General features: G+C 68.0%; 24 protein-coding genes. 12 read left to right on the forward strand and 12 right to left on the reverse strand.

Going from position 1 to position 24,057, the window contains the following annotated elements:
• Nucleotides 1-44 precede the first annotated feature (44 nt).
• The gene (locus ACZY1G_RS06325) at nucleotides 45-1,052 is read left to right on the forward strand and encodes a DUF6542 domain-containing protein (RefSeq protein WP_463821909.1); all 1,008 of its coding nucleotides are present in this window, start codon (nucleotides 45-47) and stop codon (nucleotides 1,050-1,052) included.
• Nucleotides 1,053-1,062: 10 nt separating this feature from the next.
• Here ACZY1G_RS06325 and ACZY1G_RS06330 read toward each other — a convergent pair whose 3' ends face one another.
• Nucleotides 1,063-2,826, reverse strand: coding sequence for a penicillin-binding transpeptidase domain-containing protein (locus tag ACZY1G_RS06330; protein WP_463821910.1), 1,764 nt, complete (start codon nucleotides 2,824-2,826; stop codon nucleotides 1,063-1,065).
• Between the two features lie 18 nt (nucleotides 2,827-2,844).
• Entirely contained in the window at nucleotides 2,845-3,858 is a 1,014-nt protein-coding gene (locus ACZY1G_RS06335) for a 4-hydroxy-3-methylbut-2-enyl diphosphate reductase (RefSeq protein WP_463821911.1), read from the reverse strand.
• 52 nt (nucleotides 3,859-3,910) lie between these two features.
• Here ACZY1G_RS06335 and ACZY1G_RS06340 point away from each other — a divergent pair, with 52 nt between their 5' ends.
• From ACZY1G_RS06340 to ACZY1G_RS06355, 4 genes are all read left to right on the forward strand, one after another.
• Nucleotides 3,911-4,486: a lipid droplet-associated protein gene (locus tag ACZY1G_RS06340; RefSeq protein ID WP_463821912.1), complete on the forward strand. Its 576-nt coding sequence runs from the start codon at nucleotides 3,911-3,913 to the stop codon at nucleotides 4,484-4,486.
• The gene (gene xseA, locus ACZY1G_RS06345; protein WP_463815457.1) at nucleotides 4,483-5,724 is read left to right on the forward strand and encodes an exodeoxyribonuclease VII large subunit; all 1,242 of its coding nucleotides are present in this window, start codon (nucleotides 4,483-4,485) and stop codon (nucleotides 5,722-5,724) included. The genes ACZY1G_RS06340 and xseA overlap by 4 nt, the downstream gene beginning before the upstream one ends.
• Nucleotides 5,721-5,933, forward strand: coding sequence for an exodeoxyribonuclease VII small subunit (locus ACZY1G_RS06350; RefSeq protein WP_463815456.1), 213 nt, complete (start codon nucleotides 5,721-5,723; stop codon nucleotides 5,931-5,933). The genes xseA and ACZY1G_RS06350 overlap by 4 nt, the downstream gene beginning before the upstream one ends.
• A gap of 62 nt (nucleotides 5,934-5,995) precedes the next feature.
• Nucleotides 5,996-7,108 carry a 3-beta-hydroxysteroid dehydrogenase gene (locus ACZY1G_RS06355; RefSeq protein WP_463821913.1) on the forward strand — a complete coding sequence of 371 codons (1,113 nt, stop codon included), beginning with the start codon at nucleotides 5,996-5,998 and terminating at the stop codon, nucleotides 7,106-7,108.
• Here the strand turns inward: ACZY1G_RS06355 and ACZY1G_RS06360 are convergent.
• Nucleotides 7,024-7,398 carry a transcriptional regulator gene (locus ACZY1G_RS06360; RefSeq protein WP_463821914.1) on the reverse strand — a complete coding sequence of 125 codons (375 nt, stop codon included), beginning with the start codon at nucleotides 7,396-7,398 and terminating at the stop codon, nucleotides 7,024-7,026. The genes ACZY1G_RS06355 and ACZY1G_RS06360 overlap by 85 nt on opposite strands.
• Complete coding sequence (locus ACZY1G_RS06365; RefSeq protein WP_463821915.1) at nucleotides 7,395-7,859, reverse strand: hypothetical protein; 465 nt, start codon at nucleotides 7,857-7,859, stop codon at nucleotides 7,395-7,397. The genes ACZY1G_RS06360 and ACZY1G_RS06365 overlap by 4 nt, the downstream gene beginning before the upstream one ends.
• 140 nt (nucleotides 7,860-7,999) lie before the next feature.
• Here ACZY1G_RS06365 and ACZY1G_RS06370 point away from each other — a divergent pair, with 140 nt between their 5' ends.
• From ACZY1G_RS06370 to ACZY1G_RS06380, 3 genes are read left to right on the forward strand one after another with little or no spacing between them, the layout of a single operon-like run.
• A complete protein-coding gene (locus tag ACZY1G_RS06370; protein ID WP_463821916.1) occupies nucleotides 8,000-9,544 on the forward strand; it encodes an arylsulfatase in 1,545 nt (514 codons plus the stop codon).
• On the forward strand, nucleotides 9,541-10,464 hold the full coding sequence (locus ACZY1G_RS06375; protein ID WP_463815450.1) for an HAD family hydrolase: 924 nt from the start codon (nucleotides 9,541-9,543) through the stop codon (nucleotides 10,462-10,464). Before ACZY1G_RS06370 ends, ACZY1G_RS06375 begins: the two co-directional genes overlap by 4 nt.
• Nucleotides 10,457-11,350 (forward strand): formylglycine-generating enzyme family protein, encoded by an 894-nt coding sequence (locus tag ACZY1G_RS06380; protein ID WP_463821917.1) that lies wholly within the window; start codon nucleotides 10,457-10,459, stop codon nucleotides 11,348-11,350. Before ACZY1G_RS06375 ends, ACZY1G_RS06380 begins: the two co-directional genes overlap by 8 nt.
• On the opposite strand, the gene ACZY1G_RS06385 is transcribed toward ACZY1G_RS06380, so the two are convergent.
• A complete protein-coding gene (locus ACZY1G_RS06385; RefSeq protein ID WP_463815448.1) occupies nucleotides 11,325-11,789 on the reverse strand; it encodes an SRPBCC family protein in 465 nt (154 codons plus the stop codon). The genes ACZY1G_RS06380 and ACZY1G_RS06385 overlap by 26 nt on opposite strands.
• A 72-nt stretch (nucleotides 11,790-11,861) precedes the next feature.
• Here ACZY1G_RS06385 and ACZY1G_RS06390 point away from each other — a divergent pair, with 72 nt between their 5' ends.
• Both ACZY1G_RS06390 and ACZY1G_RS06395 read left to right on the forward strand, forming a co-directional pair.
• Entirely contained in the window at nucleotides 11,862-12,629 is a 768-nt protein-coding gene (locus ACZY1G_RS06390) for an SDR family NAD(P)-dependent oxidoreductase (protein WP_463815447.1), read from the forward strand.
• Nucleotides 12,626-13,804 (forward strand): AI-2E family transporter, encoded by a 1,179-nt coding sequence (locus ACZY1G_RS06395; protein ID WP_463815446.1) that lies wholly within the window; start codon nucleotides 12,626-12,628, stop codon nucleotides 13,802-13,804. Before ACZY1G_RS06390 ends, ACZY1G_RS06395 begins: the two co-directional genes overlap by 4 nt.
• Here the strand turns inward: ACZY1G_RS06395 and ACZY1G_RS06400 are convergent.
• Together ACZY1G_RS06400 and ACZY1G_RS06405 are read right to left on the reverse strand one after the other, a co-directional pair.
• Entirely contained in the window at nucleotides 13,785-14,582 is a 798-nt protein-coding gene (locus ACZY1G_RS06400) for a dienelactone hydrolase family protein (protein ID WP_463815445.1), read from the reverse strand. The two genes, ACZY1G_RS06395 and ACZY1G_RS06400, sit on opposite strands and share 20 nt — an antisense overlap.
• 44 nt (nucleotides 14,583-14,626) lie before the next feature.
• Complete coding sequence (locus ACZY1G_RS06405; RefSeq protein ID WP_463815444.1) at nucleotides 14,627-15,331, reverse strand: DUF4245 domain-containing protein; 705 nt, start codon at nucleotides 15,329-15,331, stop codon at nucleotides 14,627-14,629.
• Nucleotides 15,332-15,386: 55 nt separating this feature from the next.
• Here ACZY1G_RS06405 and glpX point away from each other — a divergent pair, with 55 nt between their 5' ends.
• Both glpX and ACZY1G_RS06415 read left to right on the forward strand, forming a co-directional pair.
• A complete protein-coding gene (gene glpX / locus ACZY1G_RS06410) occupies nucleotides 15,387-16,415 on the forward strand; it encodes a class II fructose-bisphosphatase (protein WP_463815443.1) in 1,029 nt (342 codons plus the stop codon).
• Between the two features lie 34 nt (nucleotides 16,416-16,449).
• Entirely contained in the window at nucleotides 16,450-17,856 is a 1,407-nt protein-coding gene (locus ACZY1G_RS06415; protein WP_463815442.1) for a class II fumarate hydratase, read from the forward strand.
• Nucleotides 17,857-17,879: 23 nt separating this feature from the next.
• On the opposite strand, the gene ACZY1G_RS06420 is transcribed toward ACZY1G_RS06415, so the two are convergent.
• The 5 genes from ACZY1G_RS06420 to ACZY1G_RS06440 all read right to left on the reverse strand — a co-directional run bounded on the left by ACZY1G_RS06420 (nucleotide 17,880) and on the right by ACZY1G_RS06440 (nucleotide 24,041).
• Nucleotides 17,880-18,761, reverse strand: a complete 882-nt coding sequence (locus ACZY1G_RS06420; RefSeq protein ID WP_463815441.1) for a polysaccharide deacetylase family protein — start codon at nucleotides 18,759-18,761, stop codon at nucleotides 17,880-17,882.
• Nucleotides 18,762-18,832: 71 nt separating this feature from the next.
• The gene (locus ACZY1G_RS06425; protein WP_463815440.1) at nucleotides 18,833-20,146 is read right to left on the reverse strand and encodes a PhoH family protein; all 1,314 of its coding nucleotides are present in this window, start codon (nucleotides 20,144-20,146) and stop codon (nucleotides 18,833-18,835) included.
• A gap of 212 nt (nucleotides 20,147-20,358) precedes the next feature.
• Nucleotides 20,359-21,186, reverse strand: coding sequence for an acyl-ACP desaturase (locus ACZY1G_RS06430; protein ID WP_463821918.1), 828 nt, complete (start codon nucleotides 21,184-21,186; stop codon nucleotides 20,359-20,361).
• A 64-nt stretch (nucleotides 21,187-21,250) separates the two neighbouring features.
• Complete coding sequence (locus ACZY1G_RS06435) at nucleotides 21,251-22,714, reverse strand: glycine hydroxymethyltransferase (RefSeq protein WP_463821919.1); 1,464 nt, start codon at nucleotides 22,712-22,714, stop codon at nucleotides 21,251-21,253.
• A gap of 118 nt (nucleotides 22,715-22,832) precedes the next feature.
• The gene (locus ACZY1G_RS06440) at nucleotides 22,833-24,041 is read right to left on the reverse strand and encodes a DUF885 domain-containing protein (protein ID WP_463821920.1); all 1,209 of its coding nucleotides are present in this window, start codon (nucleotides 24,039-24,041) and stop codon (nucleotides 22,833-22,835) included.
• Nucleotides 24,042-24,057: the final 16 nt, after the last annotated feature.

Raw genomic sequence — 24,057 nt, forward strand, 5'->3', positions numbered from 1 at the left:
GTCCGCTGGCGGCAAGCGGTCACCCCAGCCGGTACGGTCGACGTGTGTCAGGACAGCGTGCGCGCTCGGCGGTGCCAGCCGAACTCCGCTCCGCGCACCCCGGTATCGCGGGAGTGCCCTGGTGGGGCGCCATTCTGATCGCTGTCGTCGCCTGCACGGCCGGCTTCGCCATCGACGCCGGTTCCGGCTCGCTGACGACCGTGTTCTCGGTGCTCTACGTCATGGGCTGCCTCGTCGCGGTGCTCGCCGTCCGACGCAACGGCTTGTTCACAGCTGTCATCCAGCCCCCGCTGCTGCTGTTCATCACGGTGCCCGGTGCCTACTTCCTGATGCACAGCAGTGACATCAAGGGCATCAAGGACCTGCTGATCAACTGCGGGTATCCGCTGATCGAGCGGTTTCCGCTGATGTTCTTCACCTCTGCGGCCGTCTTGGTCCTCGGGATCGCGCGCCGCTACCTCGGCGCCTCCCCCGCGGGCCACAGCAGCAAGGTGTCGGCGAAGCTGTCGAGCTTCGTCACCGGCGACAAGGGCGAGAGTGTCGACGCCGCCGAGTCCGAGGACAAGAAGCCGAGGGAGCGGCGCCGGCGCCACACCTCAGCCAAGCGCACCGAGACACCCGGGGACGCCGCGAGGGCCCGTGCCCGCGCCGAGCGGCCCACGCGGCGTGCCGCGCCGTCGCGGTCACGGCATGCCCGCCCGCCCGACCCGACCGAGATCATCGAGCCCGTCGTCGATCTCGACCGGCCGCGGCGCCGTCGCCCCCGCCCGGACGAGGCACCCCCGGCGGAGCCCAGGCGCCGGCCCCGGCCATCGGGGCAGCGGGAGTCCGCGCGCGAGACCCGCGTCCCGCCCAGCGAGCGCCTCAGCGGGTACGAGCGCCCGGTGCGCCGGCCCCGCTATGACGACTACGAGCCACGCGAGAGCAGCACCCACCACCCGGTCTCTCGGGTGCGGTACCGCGGCAGCGACGAGGCCGACGACCAGGAGTACCGGCCGCGGCGGCGGCCGTCCCGTGACGTCGACGCCGATCGTTGGAATTACGACATCTAGGACCGGACGTCTAGGACCGCAGGAAGCGGCCCGCGGCATCGACCGCCGGCGTCGAGGAGTCGGCGTCGCTGACGAACACCGCCAGCGCCAGGTCGTCTCGAATGCCGACGAACCAGCCGTGCGCCCGCTGGATCCCGTCAGGTCCGACGTACTCGGCGGTACCCGTCTTGCCGAGCATGCCGGGGATGTCCTGCAGCTGAGTCGCGGTGCCCGCGGTGATGGTTTCCCGCATCATGGCCTTGACCTGCTCGTCGACGCCGGCGGGCAGCGGCTGTGGGGTGCGGTCCGCGGCGGCGGGCTGACCGGCCACGATGGCCGGCGTGGGTACCGACCCGCGCGCCAGCGTCGCGGCCACCAGCGCCATCCCGAACGGTGACGCGGTGACCTTGCCCTGCCCGATGCCCTCCTCCACACGCAACGCCGAGGTGTCGGCGACGGGTACCGAGCCCGTCACCGTGGTCATTCCCGGCGCGGTGAAGTCGATGCCCAGACCGAGCTGCGCGGCGGCGTCGGTCAGCGCGTCGGGCGGCAGGTTGACCGCGAGGCGGCCCATCGTGGTGTTGCAGGACCGCGCGAATGCGGTGTGCAGGGGCACATCGCCGAGGTCGAAGTCGTCGTCGTTGGGGATCTGCCGGCCCTCGATGTTCTCGGTGCCAGGACAGCCGAGGACGGTGTCGGCGGTGACCTGGCCGGCCTGCAGCGCTGCCGACACGGTGACGGTCTTGAACGTGGACCCGGGCGGATACAGACCCGTCAGCGCGATCGGGCCCTGGGCGTCTGCGGGCGCGTTCTGCGCGACGGCGAGCAGATTGCCCGTCGACGGTTGGATCGCCACCAGGGCGGCCGGGGTCGGCAGCGGCGCCAGTGCATCCTCGGCGGCGCGCTGCATGCCGATGTCCAGCGTGGCGGCGATGTCGCCGACGGGTTGGGCGTCCTGTCCGCCGACGCGCTGTGCACCCGCGGCGGTCTGAGCGGTCACCGCCCAACCGTCCGCGGCGTCCATGCGCTGCTGCCAGAGGTCCGACAGCCCGGACAGCGTGGGCGAGGTCAGCGCACGGTCGGTCGCGAGGAGGCGGGTCTGCGGCCGCAGCGTGACGTTGGGCAGCGCGGTCAGCTGCGCTTGGATGGGGGCCAGGTCGTCGTCGCGCAACGTGACCGCGGTGACGGGTCTGCCAGCCGCCAGTTCGCCGGCCAGCGACTCGGGCGTGATCGTGGGGGCAATCGGATTCAGCAGTGCGGCAACGGCATTGACGTCCGCCCCGGGTGCGAGGTCGACGAGCGTGACGACGTGCTGGGTGAGCAGTTCAGCGCCGGTGCGGTCCAGGACGCGGGCGGCGGGTTGCGGCACGAGCGTGCTGAACGACAGCGGGCCCTTGTCCAGACCCGGCGCGACCGTGGTGGCGTCCCATCGGATCTTCCAATCGTCACCGGCGGCAGCGGCCCGCCCGTCGGCGCTGTAACTCCACTCGATGCGCTTGTCCGGCCCGAACTTCCACGTCGTGTCGAGCGTGAAGGTGCCCGCGCCGTTGTCGTCGGCGGTCGAGGAAACGCCGACGTGGACGTCCTTGCCCAGGCTCGCGAACAGCGCGTCCAGCGTCTTGGTGGCCGAGGCCTGATCGGTGGTCAGCGCGGCTGCGGCGGCCGCATCACCGCGGCTGAGCGCATCGGCGAACGCGGTGACGGTGTCCCGCAGCCGGTCCCCGGCGCTGCTGCACCCCGCCAGCACCAGCAGGACGACGAACAGGACAGCCGACGATCTCCCGCGCACACCCACGGGTGCCGAAGGTACCCGTTAGGCGCGTGCGGGCCGGATCTCTCGCGGCAGGGCGAACACGAGTGTCTCGTTGGCGGTGGTCACCGGCTGCACGGTCCCGAAGCCGAGCTCTGCCAACCGGTCGAGCACACCGCGGACGAGGATCTCGGGCACCGACGCGCCGGAGGTGACGCCCACCGTCGTCACGCCCGAGAGCCATTCCGGATCGATGTCCTCGGCGTAGTCGACCAGATACGCGGCCGACGCTCCGGCGCCCAGCGCCACCTCGACAAGCCGCACCGAGTTCGACGAGTTCCGCGAACCGACGACGATCACCAGCTCGCACTCCGGCGCCATCGCCTTGACCGCCACCTGACGGTTCTGGGTGGCGTAGCAGATGTCATCGCTCGGGGGGTCCTGCAGCGTCGGGAACTTCTCCCGCAGCCGGCGCACGGTCTCCATGGTCTCGTCGACCGAGAGCGTCGTCTGGGAGAGCCACACGACCTTGTCGGGATCGCGGACCGTGACCTTGTCGACAGCGTCGGGATTGTCGACGACCTGGACGTGGTCGGGCGCCTCTCCGGCGGTACCGACGACCTCCTCGTGGCCTTCATGGCCGACGAGCAGGATGTCGTAGTCGTCGCGGGCGAACCGCTTGGCTTCGTTGTGCACCTTGGTGACCAGCGGGCACGTGGCATCGATGGTCTGCAGATTCCGGGCCTTCGCCTCGACGTGCACCGTGGGTGCGACGCCGTGGGCGGAGAACACCACGATGGCGCCCTCGGGTACCTCGTCGGTCTGCTCCACGAACACCGCGCCGGCCTTGGCCAGCGTGTCGACGACGTAGCGGTTGTGCACGATCTCGTGGCGGACGTAGACCGGTGCGCCGTGCTTCTCCAGGGCGCGCTCGACGGTCTCGACGGCGCGGTCCACGCCCGCGCAGTACCCGCGCGGCTCGGCCAGCAGCACCCGCTTGCCGGCGTCGTCGCCGACAGCCGTACCCAGCGCGGATCGGCTGGCGCCAGGAATCCCCATGTTGACAGTCGGCGGCATGGCTCCAGGGTACTGATCGGCTCCCGGCCCTGCCCAGCCGTAGGCTGTGGCCATGGCAACTGCACCGTACGGGGTCCGTCTGCTGGTGGGTGCAGCGGTGACCGCGATCGAGGAAACCCGCAAGCTCCCGCAGACCATCCTGATGTACCCGATGACGATCGCGAGTCAGATCGCCCAGCTGGTCATGAAGATGCAGCAGGACGTCGCGGTCCTGGTCATCAAGGGCGACGAGACTCTCGACACGATGTTCCCGCCCAAGGACGAGCAGCCCGAGTGGGCGACCTTCGACGAGGACCAGCCGGGCGAGGGACAGTCCGACGCCGACGTCGTCGAGCTGCCGGTACGCGACGGCGAACGGCTCACCGAGGGCCGGTTCGCGCTGTTCAGCGAGGAGCCGGAGACCCCCAACACCACCGTCGCAACGAACCCGGACTCGGCACCTGATGCCCCCGAGATCGTCACCGAGATCGACTACCAGAACCTGACGCTGGCCCAGCTTCGCGCCCGCCTGACCTCGCTGCGGATCACGGATCTGGAGACGCTGCTCTCCTACGAGGAGACGACGAAGGCACGCGCCCCGTTCCAGACCCTGCTCGCCAACAGGATCACGCGCGCGTCGGCGAAGTGACCAGCCCCGGGCAGTCGCCGGAGAATCCCTTTCCCGTCCGCGGTGTCGCGATCCGCGTCGCCGGCTGGATCGACAAGCTCGGCGCCGTCTGGGTCGAAGGGCAGATCGCCCAGTTGACGCTGCGACCGAACTCGAACACGGCGTTCATCACGCTGCGCGATCCTGCTGCCGACATGTCGCTGTCGCTGACCTGCCCCCGCGACCTGGTCATCAATGCGCCGGTGAAGATGACCGACGGCACGCAGGTCATCGTCTACGGCAAGCCGAACTTCTACACCGGCCGCGGCACGTTCTCGCTGCGGGTCAGCGAGATCCGCGCCGTCGGCATCGGTGAGCTGTTGGCCCGCATCGATCGCCTGCGCCGCCTGCTCGAGGCCGAGGGCCTCTTCGACGCCCGCCTGAAACGGCCGATCCCGTTCCTGCCCGGCACGATCGGGCTGATCACCGGCCGGGCCTCGGCCGCTGAACACGACATCACGGCCGTCGCATCGGCACGCTGGCCCGCCGTGCGTTTCGAGGTGCGCAACACGGTGGTGCAGGGCCCCAACGCGGTGCCCCAGATCGTCGACGCACTCCGAGCGCTCGACGCGAACCCCGAGGTGGACGTCATCGTGCTGGCGCGCGGGGGTGGCAGCGTCGAGGACCTCTTGCCGTTCTCCGACGAGACGCTGTGTCGCGAGATCGCGAGATGCACGACGCCGGTGGTGAGCGCCATCGGACACGAACCCGACAATCCGCTCTGCGACCTGGTCGCCGATCTGCGGGCCGCCACCCCGACCGATGCGGCCAAGCGGCTCGTGCCTGACACGACGGCGGAGCTGGCGCTGGTCGCCGACCTGCGCCGGCGCAGCGCGCGGGCGCTGCGCAACTGGGTCAACCGCGAACAGCACACGCTGACGCAGCTGCGCAGCCGGCCGGTGCTGGCCCGCCCGCTCGAGGCGATTTCTGCCAGGGCCGACGAGATCCACCGCGCCCGCCGGGCGGCCCGCCGCGACATCGCCCGCCTGCTCGACGTGGAATCCGACCGGATCGGACATCTGTCGGCGCGGTTGAGCACACTCGGTCCGGCGGCCACGCTGGCGCGCGGCTACGCCGTCGTCCAGTCGGTTCCAGAGAGTGGCGTGCCGCAGGTGCTGCAGTCGGTGGCCGACGCACCGGCGGGAACGCGGCTGCGCGTGCGCGTGTCCGACGGTGCGGTGACGGCGATCAGCGAGGGTGGGGTGGAGGACGTCGAATGAAGCCTATTAGCAAGCTCGGCTATGAAGAAGCACGGGACGAACTGATCGAGGTCGTGCAGCAGCTCGAGCACGGCGGTCTCGATCTGGATGCGTCGCTGAAACTATGGGAACGTGGTGAAGCACTGGCAAAATGCTGTGAAGAGCACTTAGCTGGAGCGCGCAAGCGAGTGGCCGACGCACTGGCCGCCAGCGACGACTCGGGCGAGTGACCGCGGGACCGTTTGACGGTCCATGCTGGAAAATTGGAACACGTTTCAGTTATCCTGCGCGAATGGGTGATGCATCGTTGACGACCGCACTGGGCCGGGTCCTGGTCACCGGCGGGTCCGGCTTCGTGGGGGCCAACCTCGTGACCGAACTGCTCGACCGCGGACTGCACGTGCGCAGCTTCGACCGTGTGCCCTCTCCCCTGCCCGCGCATCCGAAGCTCGAGGTCCTCGAGGGAGACATCACCAACACCGCCGACGTCGCCCGCGCGGTCGAGGGCATCGACACCGTGTTCCACACCGCGGCGATCATCGACCTGACCGGTGGCGGGTCGGTCAGCGAGGAGTTCCGCCGGCGCAGCTTCGCGGTCAACGTCACGGGCACGCAGAACCTGGTGCGTGCTGCGCAGCAGGCCGGCACCCAGCGGTTCGTCTACACCGCGTCCAACAGCGTCGTGATGGGCGGTCAGCGCATCTCCGGCGGCGACGAGACACTGCCCTACACCGAGCGATTCAACGACCTCTACACCGAGACCAAAGTGGCGGCCGAGAAGTTCGTGTTGGCCGCCAACGGGGAGAACGGCCTCCTCACCTGCTCCATTCGGCCGAGCGGAATCTGGGGCCGCGGCGATCAGACGATGTTCCGGCGCGTGTTCGAGAGCGTGCTGGCAGGCCACGTCAAGGTGCTGGTCGGGAGCAAGAACGTCAAGCTGGACAACTCCTACATCGCCAACCTGGTGCACGGCTTCATCCTGGCCGCCGAGCACCTGGTGCCCGGCGGCACCGCACCCGGTCAGGCCTACTTCATCAACGACGGCGAGCCGATCAACATGTTCGAGTTCTCCCGCCCGGTGGTGGAGGCGTGCGGGCAGCCGTATCCCCGACTGCGGGTGCCGGGCCGGCTGGTGTGGTTGGCGATGACGTTCTGGCAGTTCCTGCACTTCCGCTTCGGGGCACCCAAGCCGCTACTGGAACCCCTTGCGGTGGAACGGCTTTACCTCGACAACTACTTCTCGATCGCCAAGGCCGGCCGCGACCTCGGTTACCGGCCGCTGTTCACCACCGAGCAGGCGATCGAGCAGTGCCTGCCCTACTACGTCGAGCTGTTCGAACGGATGAAGGCCGCGGCGGGCGAGCCGCTCGTGCATGCTTCAGCACCCGCTCCGCCGGAGGGCTGAGCACCACCTTCGACTATGTCCCGCAACGCCGCGACATGGCCGTTGAAGGCTTGCCGGCCGTCACGGGTCAGCCGAGCGCGCACCTTGCGGCGACTGCCGTCGAGACGGCGCTCGGTGGCGACGTAGCCGGCCTGCTCGAGGACCGTCAGTTGCTTTGACAAAGCTGAATTCGACAGGGCCAGCGTCTCTTTCAAGTAGGAGAATTCAGCCCAGTCGGTGGCAGCCAGCGTGGCGACCAGTGACAATCGCGTGCTCGGATGGATCAATTCGTCGAAACGCGGAGCCGTCATGCGCGCACCCAGCGTCGGCACACCCGCAGCATCTCGGGACCGCCGAAACCCACCATCGCCGCGACGAGGATCGCCGCTCCGATACCCGGGTGACGCGCGCCATCGGCGTGCAGCGCGAATCCGGCGCCGATCGTGACGGCCACCATCGCCACCAGTATCCCGATGGCCACGACCGGTACTCGCCGACCGGCACAGTCAGCGCTGACCTGGAGACGGTCCGTTCGACGCCGCCCGCTCAGCCAGCGCGACGCCGCCATCGAGTGGACGATCCCGAAAAGCACGGTCGCAGCCAACGCCAGCCATTGCGACCCCAGATCCCCGAGGACACCGAGAACAACCCAGGCCACAGCGAGGAAACACCAGTACCACCGCGGCAGACCCACCTGTTCCACGACATTCGCAGTGGCCTGCTCGATCGCGTCCAGTGCCGCACGGGCGTCGGCTCGCGTTACGTCATCCATACCCAGCCCCACTTTCCCGGTAGGAAACAAGACTTCACTTTCCCATCGGGAAAGTCAACACTTTTCGGGTCAATACGCCGACGGGTCACCGCGGCCAGTTCTACGCTTGACGCGAACGTCAGATGGTGAAGGAGCCCGCCATGCCCGACGGAAAGCCGAACATCCTCGTCATCTGGGGTGACGACATCGGGATTTCGAATCTCAGCTGTTACAGCCGCGGAATGATGGGCTACTTCACGCCGAACATCGACCGGATCGCCGACGAGGGCATGTTGTTCACCGATTCCTACGGCGAGCAGAGTTGCACCGCCGGTCGGTCGTCGTTCATCACCGGACAGAGCGTGTACCGCACTGGCATGAGCAAGGTCGGGATGCCCGGGGTCGACATCGGCCTCCAGAAGGAAGATCCCACGATCGCCGAACTCCTCAAGCCACTGGGCTACGCCACGGGCCAATTCGGCAAGAACCATCTCGGTGACCTGAACAAGTACCTGCCCACCGCGCACGGGTTTGACGAATTCTTCGGAAACCTCTATCACCTCAACGCAGAGGAAGAACCGGAGAACCCGGACTACCCGACCGCCGAAGAAGCGCCAATGCTGCGCAATGCCCTGCTACCGCGAGGGGTGATCCACTCCTGGTCAACGGAGGCCGAATCAAACGAGGTCGACGAGCGCTACGGCCCTGTCGGTAAACAGCGCATCGAAGACACCGGGCCGCTCACCAAGAAGCGGATGGAAACGATCGACGACGAGACCACCGACGCCTGCGCGGAGTTCATCCGCAGGCAGAATTCGGAGGGCACGCCGTTCTTCGTGTGGATGAACATGACGCACATGCATTTTCGGACCCACACCAAGCCCGAGAGTCTGGGGCAGGCCGGCCGCTGGCAGTCGCCCTACCACGACACCATGATCGACCACGATCGCAACGTCGGCACATTGCTGGACACTCTCGACGAGTTGGGCATCGCCGACGACACGATCGTCGTCTATTCGACCGACAACGGTCCGCACGCGAACAGCTGGCCCGACGGCGCCACCACCCCATTCCGCAGCGAGAAGGCCACCAATTGGGAAGGAGCCTTCCGCATCCCAGAGTTGATCCGTTGGCCCGGCAAGATCGCGCCCCGAAGTGTGTCCAACGACATTGTGCAGCACCACGATTGGCTGCCGACGTTCCTGGCAGCAGCCGGTGATCCCGGCATCATCGAAAAGCTCAAAGCCGGACACACCATCGGCGACATGACCTACAGAGTGCACATCGACGGATACAACCTGCTGCCTTACCTGACCGGCCAGGAGGACCGAAGCCCTCGCCGCGGGATGATCTACTTCTCTGACGACTGCGACGTGCTGGGCATCCGCGCCGAGAACTGGAAAGTGGTCTTCCAGGAGCAGCGGTGTGAAGGCACCCTGCAGATCTGGTTCGAACCGTTCACTCCGCTCCGCGCACCCAAGTTGTTCAACCTACGCACCGATCCGTACGAGCGGGCCGACCTCACCTCGAACACGTACTGGGACTGGGTGATCGACCGAATCTTCCTCGTGCTCTACGGATCCGCCGTTGCGACGCAATTCCTCGACACGTTCAAAGAGTTCCCTCCGCGGCAGGAGCCGGCGTCGTTCACGATCGATAAGGCCGTCGCAGAATTGAACAAGTTCCTGTCCGCCCGCGGCGGATGAGCGCGAACTCGCTCGCCGGGTGGCGTGACGGAAGCGCGAAAACCGCGATCATCGACTTCGTCGACGGCGTCGTACACGAGATCCCGCCGGCCGACCGCGTCGCCGTCTTCGACAACGACGGCACGCTGTGGTGCGAGAAGCCGGCCTACATCCAGCTCGACTTCATCGTCCGCCGGCTCGCGTTGCGCGCGGCCCATGACCCGTCGCTGGCCGGTCAGCAGCCCTACCTCGCCGCCAGCAGAGGAGACCTCGGCTGGTTCGGCCATGCCATCACCAGCCATTACGACGGTGACGACACTGCGCTGAAAACGCTTGCTGCAGCGGTGATGTCGCTACACGAGTCGATGGCCGTCGAAGACCATGCCGCGCTCGTCAGCCAGTTTTTCGACGAGGCCCACCATCCCACGTTGAACCGCCCGTACCGCACCTGCGTCTACACGCCGATGGTCGAACTGCTGCGCTATCTGGAGACCAATGATTTCACCTGTTACATCGTCTCGGGCGGGGCCAGGGACTTCATGCGCCCCATCGCCGACACGGTCTACGGCATCCCGCCGGAACAGGTCATCGGCAGCGCGCAGGGGCTCGCCTTCACCGGCGACGAGGGAGGCCACGGCGACCTCCTGATCCAGCCCACCTTGGACGTCTTCGACGACGGCCCGGAAAAGCCGGTGCGCATCTGGAGCCGGATCGGACGGCGGCCGATTCTGTCGGCCGGCAACTCCAACGGCGACGACGAGATGCTCAGATACGCCGGCCGGCCCGGCCGGCCGGCGTTGCGCCTCGTCGTCGTCCACGACGATCCCGACCGCGAATTCGCCTACACGGCAGGCGCTGAACGCCTCCTCGAGCATGCAGACCGGTTCGGCTGGAGGACAGTGAGCATGAAAAACGACTGGGCGTGCGTGTTCGGTGGCTGAGGACCTCGCCTGGATCCCCGCTCAGACCACCGTGGTCGGTTCCGACGACCATTATCCGGAAGAGGCGCCTGCCCACACCGTCACCGTCGAGGGTTTTTGGATTCAGAGGCACGCCGTCACGAACGCGGACTTCGCGGAGTTCGTTGCTGCGACCGGCTACATCACTGTCGCCGAACGACCTATCGATCCGGCCGACTTCCCGGGGGCCCCTCCGGAGAATCTGGTGTCGGGATCGATGGTCTTCCAGCGCACCCCGGGCCCGGTGGACCTGCGACACCTCTCGCAATGGTGGCGGTGGGCGCCCGGCGCGTGCTGGGACCATCCGCGCGGCGCGCGATCGACGCTGCGCGGCCGCGAAGACCACCCGGTCGTCCACATCGCCCACGACGACGCCGACGCCTACGCGCAGTGGGCCGACCTGGATCTGCCGACCGAGGCGGAGTGGGAGGTCGCTGCGCGCGGCGGCCTCCCGCACGCTGTCTACACCTGGGGCGACCAACCGGAGGGACCGCGCGAACGGCTGGCCAACTACTGGCACGGCCAGTTTCCCTACCTGCCCGACACCGGCTACGGCCAGACCGCACCGGTGGGCTCGTTCCCCGCCAACGGCTACAGCCTTCACGACATGGCCGGCAACGTGTGGGAGTGGACGAGCGACTGGTACGGCGACACGCGAGACCGACAGGTGTGCTGCGCCGCCGACACCTACGACCCGCGCCAACCCCAGTTCGCGGTTGCGCGCCGGGTGATCAAGGGCGGCTCGTTCCTGTGCGCCGACAGCTACTGCATGCGATACAGACCCGCTGCTCGTAGACCGCAGCAGGTCGACACGGGGATGAGCCACCTCGGTTTTCGATGTGTCAGGCGTTCTCCGCCGACTCCTTGATCGCCGCCAGCGTGGCCGGGATGCCGGTGCGCGCCGCCTCGCTGCGCTTGGCGATCTCCTCGTCGGCGGCGTCACCGTAGCGCTCCCGAAAGCCCTCGAGCCCGGCCGGCAGGAACGTCCAGTGTTCGGTGAGTCGGGTGCCCTCGCCGTCGGGCTCGAACGAGTACCCCCAGCGCACCCAGCCGTTGTTGACCTCCCAGGCGAACTCGCGGCCCGGATCTGCGGCCACCACCTGGCTGCGCGTCTCCCAGGTCCGTTCGGGGAGCTCGTTGCGCCCGGTGAACCATGCCCCGACGCGGGGACCGTCTCCGTCGTCCCACCAGCAGGCCTTACAGATCGGGCTCCACGCACCCATGTTCGTCACGTCGGACACCAGCGCGTAGAGCTCGTCAGGTGGCACCGCCACCGAAATCGACTCGGATCTCTGCAATTCGGTCACGATCGTGAGTCTGCCAGCCGGGAATCCGACGGCGCTATTGCGTTTTCGGTGCCCAGGTGTGACGTTGTCACGATGGCCGAGCGCGTCGCTGTGATCATCGGAGGAGCCTCTGGAATCGGATGGGCGAGCGCGCAGGCGCTGGCCGCCGACGGGTGCCGCGTCGTCGTGGCGGACCGTGACGGGGAGGCGGCCACCACGCGCGCCGCGGCGCTGGGTGAGCCGCACGCCGCGGCATGGGTCGACGTCGCCGACGAACCCTCTGTGGAACGCCTTTTCGCCGACATCGGCGCCCTCGACATCGCGGTCAACTGCGCAGGCTTCAGCAACATCGGGCTGATCACGGAAATGCCCGCCGAGGATTTCCGCGCCGTGATCGACGTGTGCCTCGTGGGCGCGTTCCTGGTGACCAAGCACGCCGGCCGGCACCTGCGCGAGGGTGGCTCTTTGGTGCAGATCGGTTCGCTCAACGGCCGCCAACCCGCCGCAGGCATGAGCGCCTACTGCGCCGCCAAGGCAGGCCTGTCGATGCTGACCCAGGTGGCCGCACTCGAGATGGGGCCGCGCGGCATCCGCGTCAACGCGGTGGCGCCGGGATTCGTCGACACGCCGCTGACCGCACCGGCGGCCGCGATACCCGGTGTCCTCGGCGACTACGTCGACAACACCGCGCTCGGTCGGGCCGGCACGCCGGAGGATATCGCCAATGCCGTTGTCTACCTGTGCGATCCGCGATCGTCCTGGCTGACGGGCGAGGTGCTCGACATCAACGGCGGGGCGCACCTCAAGCGCTATCCGGACCTGCTCGGCCATGTGATGCGGCTGGTAGAACAGTCACCGTGAGTGACACCGGCCCCGCGGGCTTCAGCATCAGGCAGAAGCGTGCGCTGGCCGTCGCCACCGTGGTGGCCCTCGGGTTCGGGGCGTACTTCCTACGCAGCTATTTCCTGCTGATCGCGGTGGCCGCGGTGCTGGCGTTCCTGTTCAGCCCGCTCTACCGACGGTTGCGGGCGACGATGAACACCGGGCTGTCCGCGACGGTGACGCTGCTGGCCGCCGTCGCCACGGTGATGATCCCGCTGTCCGGCGTGATCGTCCTGGCTGTGCTGCAGATCAGTGAGATGGTCACGAGCATCGGCCGGTGGGCCGACCAGACCGATTTCACCGCCCTGGCACAGCGGCTGCTCGATTCCGCGAACGAGGTGTTGGCGCGCATCCCGTTCGTGAACATGACGCTGACGCAGGATTCGGTGCGCGACGCCGCCACCAAGGTCGGGCAGGGCGCGGGCCAGTTCGCGCTGGACTTCGCGCGCGACTCGGTAGGCGGCATCGCCGCGACCGTCACCGGACTCGTGATCTTCCTGTACGTGTTCCTCGCACTGCTCACCAACGGCGGCAAGGTGGCCGATCTGTTCCGCGACCTCAACCCGCTCGGGCGTGAAGTGTCCGACATCTACCTGGCCAAGATCGGCGCGATGGTGTCGGCAACGGTCAAGGGCCAGTTCGTCATCGCGGTGTGTCAAGGGTTGGCCGGTGCGGTCTCGATCTACGTCGCCGGGCTGCACGACGGGTTCTTCATGTTCCTGATCTTCCTCACCGCGCTGTCGTTCATCCCGCTGGGCAGCGGCGTCGTCACGGTCCCACTCGGTATCGGCTTGGCCATCTTCGGGAACGTGGCCGGCGGCGTGTTCATCGTGGTGTTCCACATTCTGGTGACCACCAGCATCGACAACCTGCTGCGCCCGTTCCTGGTGCCCAAGAGCGCTCACCTGCACCCTGCTCTGATGCTGCTGGCGGTGTTCGCCGGGCTGAAGATGTTCGGTTTCTGGGGCATCGTGCTGGGGCCGGTGCTGATGATCGTCATCGTGACGACGATCAGCGTCTACCTCGCCGTGGACAAGGGGGCTCCGCTGGATTCGATCACCGGCACCCGCGGCGATCCGCCCGACGACGAGAAAGACACGCCGTGGTGGAAGCGGCTGCTGCCGGCCCGGGCGCTCAGGTCAGGCGGGACTTGAGGAACTCGACGACCCGCTTGCGGGCCTCGTAGGCCGGTTGTCCGTCGACCTCGCGAACCTGGTCGGTGAGCACCGAGTGCGCCATCCGGCCGAAGCCGTCCGGGTTGCCCTTCTTGGAATTAATCTCGATCACCTCGAAGGCGTCACCGAGGCGGTTCTTCAATGTGGTGAACCGCTCACCCGGTGACATGGCGTCCTCGCTGAACCGCAGACCCATCACGCACAGGCCCTCGTTTCGGGCGCGGGCTTCGATCGTCGCCATCTCGGATTCGGAGACGCCGGGATCGCGTTTGTGCTTGAGCGTCAACGGAAGCGGCACAGACGGCTGGCTCATCACCGGGGCGAGGACGCTGTCGTCGACGGCTGCCGCGAGCGCGAAGCCGCCGGTGAAACACTGCCCGATGACGCCCACACCCTTGCCGGGAGTCTTGGCGTTGAGGTCACGGGCGAGCGCCCGCAGGTAGTGCGCGACCGGCCGGTCGGCGTTGGTCGTCAACGCCGCGAACTCCTTGGCCACACACCCTTTCAGCAGAACCGGCACCGCGTTGGGCCGCAGCGCGGGCGCGCCGGGGGTACCGAACAGAGAGGGCGCAGCCACGGTGAAGCCGCTGTCCACCAGGTGATTACCGAGCGCGAGCACGCCGGGGTGCAGGCCGGGCATCTCGGGGATCAGCACGACCCCTGGCCCCTCGCCCTTGCGGTAGACGTCGTGGGTGTAGCCGGCGGCGGTGAACGGTTCGGCCACCCAACCGGACAGATCTGCTACTGGGAAGCTCATCACGTCTCCGTTGTCGAGTCAGGTGAGTCGGTCAGGTCGTCTGATCAGGTCTGAGTCAGCGGCTGCTGCGATTGCGTCGCAGCGGCCAGCGTACGGTACTCGTCTGTACCTGCGGCGCCGCGCAGCGCGAGTTGAGCGGGTCCGGTGGGACCGCGGACCTGGGCGGTCCACACCGGCTCGGCGGCCCGGCCGTCCTGCTCGCCGCCCTGGTAAACGACCCACCGGACACCGTCGACGTCCTCGGTGCCCGTCGGCACCAGGTCAGGGCTGAACGAGGCGATGAGCTTGTCCTCGTCGGCATTGCTCTGCGTGAGGCTCAGGTACATGCCGCTCGGCGCGAGGTAGCCGACGGTGGACGCCACCGCACGCTCCGGTTGGCCGGTCTGCGGATCGGTGCGGCCCCCCTCGATACCCTTACGGCTGCCCGAATTGGCCCGCCAGTCGCGCGGCAGCTGCGGCACCCGGATCGGGATCTTCAGCGTGTCCGCGTCGGCCTGCAGAGCGGCCTGGGCGTCGTAGTCGGGGGTGGGGCCTGCGCCCGGACCCGTCGGCGCGAACGAGCACATGCCGAGCACACCTGCCAGCACGACACAGGCCACCACCAGCGGACCGATCGACCAGAACATGTCGCGCCCGTCCTGCAGCAGACGGGACTTGGCGGGCTTGGCGATGGGCACCGCGTACCCGGCCGCGGGGTGTTCGGCGCCCTCACTGCCTGCGGGCTGGCCGGGGTCGGGCGGCGTGGTCATGACTGCCAGTATCCCAGCTCCCGATCGGTGGCCCGCTAATGGGACAATCTGGCCCATGACGCAATCGAGGCGGGAAGCCCCCGACCGCAACCTGGCCCTGGAGCTCGTGCGAGTCACCGAGGCGGGCGCGATGGCGGCGGGCCGCTGGGTCGGTCGCGGCGACAAAGAGGGCGGCGACGGTGCCGCTGTCGACGCGATGCGCGAGTTGGTGAACTCGGTGTCGATGCGCGGGGTGGTCGTCATCGGCGAGGGCGAGAAGGACAACGCCCCGATGCTCTACAACGGCGAAGAGGTCGGCAACGGCGACGGGCCTGATTGCGACTTCGCAGTCGACCCCGTCGACGGCACCACGCTGATGAGCAAGGGCATGCCGAACGCCATCTCCGTGCTCGCCGTGGCCGAGCGCGGAGCGATGTTCGACCCGTCGGCAGTGTTCTACATGCACAAGATCGCGGTCGGCCCCGACGCCGCCGACGTCATCGACATCAACGCGCCGATCGCCGAGAACATCAGGCGCGTCGCGAAGATCAAGAACTCCAGCGTGCGCGACCTGACGGTGTGCATCCTGGACCGCCCGCGCCATCACCAGCTGATGGACGATGTCCGCGAGGCGGGCGCCCGCATCCGGCTGATCTCCGACGGCGACGTCGCAGGCGCGATCGCCGCATGCCGGCCGGGGTCGGGCACCGACATGCTGGTCGGCGTCGGTGGCACCCCGGAGGGCATCATCGCCGCGGCGGCCATCCGCTGCATGGGCGGCGCCATTCAGGCGAAGTTGGCGCCCAAGGACGACGAGGAACGGCAGAAGGCCCTCGACCGCGGCCACGATCTGGACCGGGTCCTGCGGACCGAGGACCTGGTCTCCGGCGAGAACGTCTTCTTCTGCGCGACCGGCGTCACCGACGGCGATCTGCTCAAGGGCGTGCAGTACTACGGCGGCGGCTGCACCACGCAGTCGATCGTGATGCGCTCGAAGTCGGGCACGGTCCGGATGATCGAGGCCTATCACCGGCTGTCCAAGCTCAACGAATACTCGGCGGTCGACTTCACCGGAGACACCTCCGCCGCCTATCCCCTGCCGTAACCACCCATCCCCGACACACACGAACAGGAAGCGAATGAGCGACAACGAGGTCGAGTACCGCATCGAGCACGACACGATGGGCGAGGTCAAGGTGCCCAAGAGCGCGCTGTGGCGGGCCCAGACCCAGCGCGCGGTGGAGAACTTCCCGATTTCGTTCCGACCGCTGGAGCGCACCCAGATCCGCGCGCTCGGGCTCCTCAAAGGTGCCTGCGCACAGGTCAACAAGGACCTGGGCCTGCTGGCGCCGGAGAAGGCCGACGCGATCATCGCCGCCGCGGCAGAGATCGCCGACGGGCAGCACGACGACCAGTTCCCGATCGACGTGTTCCAGACCGGTTCGGGCACCAGCTCGAACATGAACGCCAACGAGGTCATCGCCTCCATCGCGGCGGCGAATGGTGTCACGGTGCACCCGAACGACGATGTCAACATGTCGCAGAGCTCCAACGACACCTTCCCCACCGCGACGCACATCGCGGCCACCGAAGCCGCTGTGCGCCATCTCATTCCGGCGCTGGAAGTACTGCACGAGTCGCTCGACGGCAAGGCCCGGCAGTGGCGGACCACGGTCAAGTCGGGCCGCACGCACCTGATGGACGCGGTCCCCGTCACGCTGGGCCAGGAGTTCGGCGGGTACGCCCGTCAGGTCCAGGCCGGTATCGAGCGGGTCAAGGCGACGCTGCCCCGCCTCGGTGAGCTCGCGATCGGCGGAACGGCGGTCGGCACCGGTCTCAACGCCCCCGACGGGTTCGGGGAGAAGGTCGTCGAGGTCCTGGTGGACCAGACGGGTATCGCCGAATTGCGCCCTGCCGTCGACCATTTCGAGGCGCAGGCCGCTCGTGACGGGCTGGTCGAGGCGTCGGGCGCGCTGAAGACCATCGCCGTGTCGCTGACCAAGATCGCCAACGATATCCGCTGGATGGGTTCGGGGCCGCTGACCGGGCTCGGCGAGATCCAGCTGCCCGATCTTCAGCCCGGCAGCTCGATCATGCCCGGCAAGGTGAATCCCGTTCTGCCCGAAGCGGTCACGCAGGTCGCCGCGCAGGTGATCGGCAACGACGCCGCCGTCACCGTCGGCGGTCTCTCCGGCGCGTTCGAGCTGAACGTGTACATCCCGATGATGGCGCGCAACATCCTCGAGTCGTTCACGCTTCTGGCGAACGTGTCGAAGCTGTTCGCCGAGAAGTGCATCGACGGCCTGATCGCGCACGAGGAGCACCTGCGTGAGTTGGCCGAGTCGTCCCCGTCGATCGTGACGCCGCTGAACTCGGCGATCGGCTACGAGGAGGCCGCGAAGGTGGCCAAGCAGGCGCTCAAGGAGAAGAAGACGATCCGTCAGACGGTCATCGACCGCGGCCTGATCGGCGACAAGCTCTCCGAAGAGGAGTTGGACAAGCGTCTCGACGTGCTCAAGATGGCGAAAGTTCGCGACGGAGAGTAGAGCTTCCCCTTGCTCGGCCTCTTCTACGCGCCGTTGTTCGGGCCGCCCGAGTTCTGGTCGGGGATGTCGGTGATCGGGAAGTTCGGCATCGGCGCGGGTGACGGTGTCGCCGGCAGCGGCGGGATCTGATCCGGCGGTAGGTCGACGAGACCGTTGACGGGCGGCCCGTTCTCGCGGCTGCCGTACACGGTGCCGGGCTGGCGCGGTCCGAGCATCCGGCTGACCGTCACCATGTGGTAGCCGTTGGCTTTCAGCACCGGGAGGAACTGCTCGACCAGGTCGACGGTCGAGGAATAGGTGTCGTGCATCAGCACCACCGAATTGGGCTGGATCTGACTCATCAGCAGCGCCCGGGTCGCGGCGGTGTTGGAGTCGTTGGCCCAGTCGAACGGGATGACGTCCCAGTTGATGTCGGCCAGTCCCTGCCGCCCGGCCTCGGCGAGCACGGCGTCGTTGACCAGGCCGCCCGCGGTGCGCGACAACGTCGGTCGCACTCCGGTGGCGGCGACGATCGCGTCCACGCCCTTGCTGAACTGTGCCGGAATGTCCTGCGGCGGGATCGTCGTCATGTTCGGGTGTTCCCAGGTGTGGGTGCCGATCTCCATGCCCGCGTCGGCGATCCGCTTGGCGCCGGCCGGGTTGGCCGCCACCTTGTTGCCGATCAGGAAGAAGGTGGCCTCGGCGTTGTTGGCGCGCAGGATCGACAGCAACCGGTCGGTGAACGGCGACGGCCCGTCGTCGAACGTCAGCGCCACGCACTTGACCTGCGCGCAGTCGACGTCGTCGGCGTTGGCGGGACGCACGTGCCCGGTGAGCCCACCGATCACGAGAACGACCACCGCGGCGGCCGTACCGAGGACGGTCCTGCCATAACGCCAGGTCAAACTGTCGGGACGCCTACGCACGTGGGCAGCCTACCGCGCGATTTCGGCGTGGTCGTGATCGCTGGGCGACGACGACCACGCCGAAATCGCCATCACGGCAGGGCGCCGGGGCTGATCTCCTCGAGCATTTCGGTGACCAGCGCCGCGATCGGGGACCGTTCGCTGCGCAGCAGCGTGATGTGAGCGAACAGCGGGTGTCCCTTGAGCTTCTCGATGACGGCGGCGACGCCGTCGTGCCGGCCGACGCGCAGGTTGTCCCGCTGCGCGACGTCGTGGGTCAGCACCACCCGTGAGCCGCTGCCCAGCCGCGACAGCACCGTGAGCAGCACGTTGCGCTCCAGCGACTGCGCCTCGTCGACGATCACGAACGAGTCGTGCAGCGACCGGCCGCGGATGTGGGTCAGCGGAAGCACCTCGAGCATGCCGCGCGAGAGCACCTCGTCGAGCACCGCCGGGGAGGCCAATCCCTCGAGTGTGTCGAAGACGGCCTGCGCCCAGGGCCCCATCTTGTCGCTCTCACTGCCGGGCAGGTAGCCCAGATCCTGGCCGCCGACGGCGTACAGCGGCCGGAACACCACGACCTTGCGCTGTGTGCGGCGCTCGAGCACCGCTTCCAGGCCGGCACACAGGGCCAGCGCGGATTTGCCGGTGCCTGCCTTGCCGCCGAGTGACACGATGCCGACGGACTCGTCGAGCAGGAGATCGAGGGCTACGCGTTGTTCGGCTGACCTTCCCCGGAGGCCGAACACTTCGCGATCACCACGGACCAGTTGCACCCGCTTGTCGGGGTTGACCCGGCCCAACGCGTGAGAGTTGCTGCCCAGCAACCGAATTCCCGTGTGACACGGCAGGTCGCGAGCGGCCTCGAGATCGATCTCACCCTCGGCGAACAGTGCGTCGACGTCCTCGCCTGCCACCTCGAGCTCCGCCATCCCGGTCCAGCCGGACGTCACGACGTCCTGGGCGTGGTACTCGTCGGCGAGCAGGCCCACGGCGCCGGCCTTGACCCGCAGCGGGATGTCCTTGCTGACCAACGTGACTCGCTTGCCCTCGGCCGCCAGGTTGGCGGCGACCGTCAGGATCCGGGTGTCGTTGTTCTCGGTGCGGAATCCGGACGGCAGCACCGACTGGTCGCTGTGGTTCAGTTCGACGTTGAGCGTTCCACCTTCTGTGCCAATGGGTATCGGCTGATCCAGGCGTCCGTGTTCCAGGCGCAGATCGTCGAACATGCGCAAAGCCTGGCGGGCGAACCAGCCCAGTTCGTGGTGATGGCGTTTCGCCTCGAGTTCGCTGATCACCACCAGCGGAACCACGACCTCGTGTTCGGCGAACCTCGTGATGGCCCAGGGGTCGGACAACAGGACAGAGGTGTCGAGAACATAGGTCCGGACGGGAGAATCGATCACGTAGCGCTCCTCGAGGCTGCGCGAGTTCGCGGAGCCCCGACGCGAACATCTCGGTGGACGCGGGCGCGGCCGAAAGGACCGGGGCCGGTCCTTTCGTCGAAACGATTCGGACCGCCCGGACAGCAGAGCATGTCGCTAGCCATCGAAAACGACGCTACTCCCGAGCGGGCGTCCGCGCCGGACAGGCGCGCCGCGTAGAAGCGGCTGCCCCGTTACGAGCTGATGAACTCCGAGAGACGCGGCTCGTCGGCCAGGCCCCACGCCGCGATCGAGTCGGCGACGACTTGCCGCAGCGCGGCCTGATCGAAGATGCCGGCCTCGGCGACGGTGGCCACCTTGTCGGTGTAGGCGTCGATGTCGCCACCGACCACGTCCAGGGCCGCAGCCCGGGTGGCGATCGCGTCGACGGTCTCGTCGCGCAGGGAGCTCACGCAGTGCGCGACCAGGTTGCTGAAGAACTCGGCGTGACGTTCCTCGTCGCGCGCGATCTTCTCGACGAGGCCGCGTAGCACCGGCTCGTCGGTCTCGGCGGCCAGGTTGCGGCAGAACACGGCGTGGGCACGCTCCCACATCGCCATGAACGCGAGCGTCTCGATCTGGCTGTAGGTGTTGGCGCGGTAGCCCTTCATCACGTGCTCGACACGCACGTCCTCGTTGGCCGACGGGTCGACCTCGCGGGTGACGACGAGGTAGTTGCGCAGCGCGACGGCGTGCAGGTGCTCCTCGGCGGTCCAGCGACCCAGCCAGCGGCCCCACTTGTCCTCGAGGATGAAGTGTTCGACCAGCTCGCGGTGGTACCCCGCCAGGTTGTCCTTGGTGATCAGCAGGATCTCGACCGCGTCGGTGACCTTCTTGGGCAGCGTCACATCCGAGGGCTCCCAGTCGCGGCCGCCGAGGAATGCGAAGTTCTCGCCCTGGTCGAAGGGCACATAATCGTGGGCGAACCAGGCGTCCTCGGTATCGAGGTGACGTCGCAGCTGCTCCTGGACGACGGGCTCGAGTTCGAGGGTCAGCGCGTTAGCGACAGGTTTCTGTGCCATGCGGTTACAGTAACCCAATTATGTGGGAATCGTAAAATTCCTCGGCCGTGTCGCGGGCCTCGTGTCAGAGGGTCAGACCCGGGTAGAGCGGGTTGGCCTCCAGCAGCTCTGAGGCCGCCGAACGCACCCGGTCCGCGGTGCCCTCAGCCAGCGTGTACTTGGCTTTCGACGGCCCGTTCGGTCCCGCGGCCGGCTGGGTGTTGGACAGCACTTCGACGACCAACTCGGCCACCCGGTCGAACTCGTCGGCGCCGAACCCGCGGGTGGTCAGCGCGGGGGTGCCGAAGCGGATACCGCTGGTGTACCAGGCGCCGTTGGGGTCGGCCGGGATCGCATTGCGGTTGGTGACGATGCCGGAGTCCAGCAGCGCCGATTCGGCCTGCCGGCCCGTCAACCCGAACGACGTGACGTCGAGCAGCACCAGGTGATTGTCGGTGCCGCCGGTGACCAGCGCGGCGTCCCGCTTGACGAAGCCGTCCGCCAGCGACTGCGCGTTGTCGGCGACGGCCTGGGCGTAGGTGCGGAACTCCGGCTGGCGGGCCTCGGCCAGCGCGACGGCCTTGGCGGCCATCACGTGCGAGAGCGGGCCGCCCAGCACCATCGGGCAGCCCTTGTCGACCGCCGGCGCGTACTCCTCGGTGGCCAGCACCAGACCGCCACGCGGGCCGCGCAGCGACTTGTGCGTCGTCGTCGTCACCACGTGCGCGTGTGGCACGGGATCCTCGTCGCCGGTGAACACCTTGCCCGCCACCAGACCGGCGAAGTGCGCCATGTCGACCATGAACGTCGCGCCCACCTCGTCGGCGATCTCGCGCATCTTGGCGAAGTTCACGCGGCGCGGGTAGGCCGAGTACCCGGCGACCAGGATCAGCGGCTTGAACTCGCGCACGGCCGCGGCCACGGCGTCGTAGTCGATGAAGCCCGTCTCGGGGTTGGTGCCGTACTGGCGCTGGTGGAACATCTTGCCCGAGATGTTCGGCCGGAAGCCGTGGGTGAGGTGTCCGCCGGTGTCCAGCGACATGCCCATCAGCTTCTGATTGCCCAGCTTGGCGCGCAGCGTCTCCCAGTCCGCTTCCGACAGGTCGTTGATGTGCTTGGCACCGATGTCGGCCAGGCCCGGGGTCTCGACCCGGGTGGCCAGGATCGCCCAGTAGGCCACCAGGTTGGCGTCGATGCCCGAATGCGGCTGGGCATAGGCGTAGGACGCCCCGAACAGTTCGCGCGCGTGCTCGGCGGCGAGCGCCTCGACGGTGTCGACGTTCTGGCATGCCGCGTAGAAGCGGTGCCCGACGGTGCCCTCGGCGTACTTGTCGGAGAACCAGGTGCCCATCGTCAGCAGCACGGCCGGCGAGGCGTAGTTCTCGCTGGCGATCAGCTTCAGCGAATGGCGTTGATCGTCGAGCTCTTTGCGGGTGGCCTCGGCGATGCGCGGTTCCACGCTCTCGATCACTCGAAGAGCGGCGCGGTAGGCCTCGCTCGCGGTGTCGGCGTATTCGATGCCCTGACCTTTGGCGGAGGTGGCAGTCATGCCGTCGAGCCTAGCCCGCGACCAGCCCGGCCGAGAAACCCACCGAGACCGACCGAGTGTGCGATCCGTGACGCTTGACCCGGCGTGTTGCGGATGAAACCGCACACCCGGCGGCGGCTCAGGCGGCCCGCAGCGACGACGGGATCAGCGGCTCGTCGAGCAGCGTGGTGAACCGCTGGGTCAACGTGACGCCGTCGGGCCGGTCGTCGAGCCAGCCACGTAGCAGCCGGTAGCCCTCGACGTAGGTGCTGGTGTAGGCCCGCCACAGCGGCGAGGACAGGAACCGCAACATCTGGCGGGCGCGGTTGTCGTCGACCAGCAACCAGCGCTTCAGGAACGCCACCACGTCGTCGACGTCGCGGTGCTCATCGTGCAGCATCAGTGCGGCGTCCTGGCGGACATCGGCTAGCGCGGCCGTCGCCTCCGAGATCGTCTCGGCTCGCGCGCCGTCGAACCGCAGGCCCAGGTCGGCATAGATCTCGGCGGCCCAGGTCCCCCACCCCGGCCCGACGGCGGCGTGGAGCGCGAGGTCGGCCAGGCCCTCGGCCATCAGGCACTGCGGCGTGTTGACCAGGAAGATCGTCTGCTCGGCCTGACCTTTGCCCTCGACGAGCCCGGCTTCTTTGCGGCAGTGCTCGGTGTGGTGGCCGGGGTAGGACTCGTGGGCGACCAGCCGCGGCAGGTTCGCCATCTGCTGCTTGAGGTCGGCGTTGACGGCGACCGTGGACCGGTAGTCGCCGAGGTAGTAGTTGAATCCCGACCACGGTTTGTCGGTGACCACCTCGTAGGTGATGGTCTCGCGCTCCGGCAGAGGGAACGTCGCGCGGACCCGGTCACGCAGGGCGCTGGAGAACGCGTGGATGGCTTCTTCCAGACGAGCGGGCGGAATCTCCTCGGCCGCGCGGTGGGCGGAGATCCGGTCGGCCAGCGGGCCGGTGCCTCCGAGCGCGTCGTCGAGCTTGGCGTGCGCCTCCCGGTAGCGCTCGGGATCGCCCTTGCTGATGCGGACGTCGAAGTATGCCTCGACCTCGTCGACGAACCCCACCTTCTCGCCTGCGAACGTGCGGGCCGCGCACTCGAGGGCGCGCAGGTGTGCACCGACGAACGCGGCACGATCGGCGTCGAGGCCGGCGGGTAGTTCGCCGAGCAACCGTCGGGCGTCGCGCGCGAGGTCGGCGGGGTCGGGTGCGGGTTCGTCGGCGACCGCGCGACGCAGTGCGGGGTCGCCGGTGAACGAGTCGACGTAGCCCTCTTCGATGCGGTCGAAGCGCAGCCCCAGCATCAGGTAGTCGCGCACCAGAGACTCAGAACCAGTACCGGCGTCCATGGTCACCACGCTAACT

It is taken from the genome of Mycobacterium sp. IDUB_5, from assembly GCF_055419565.1.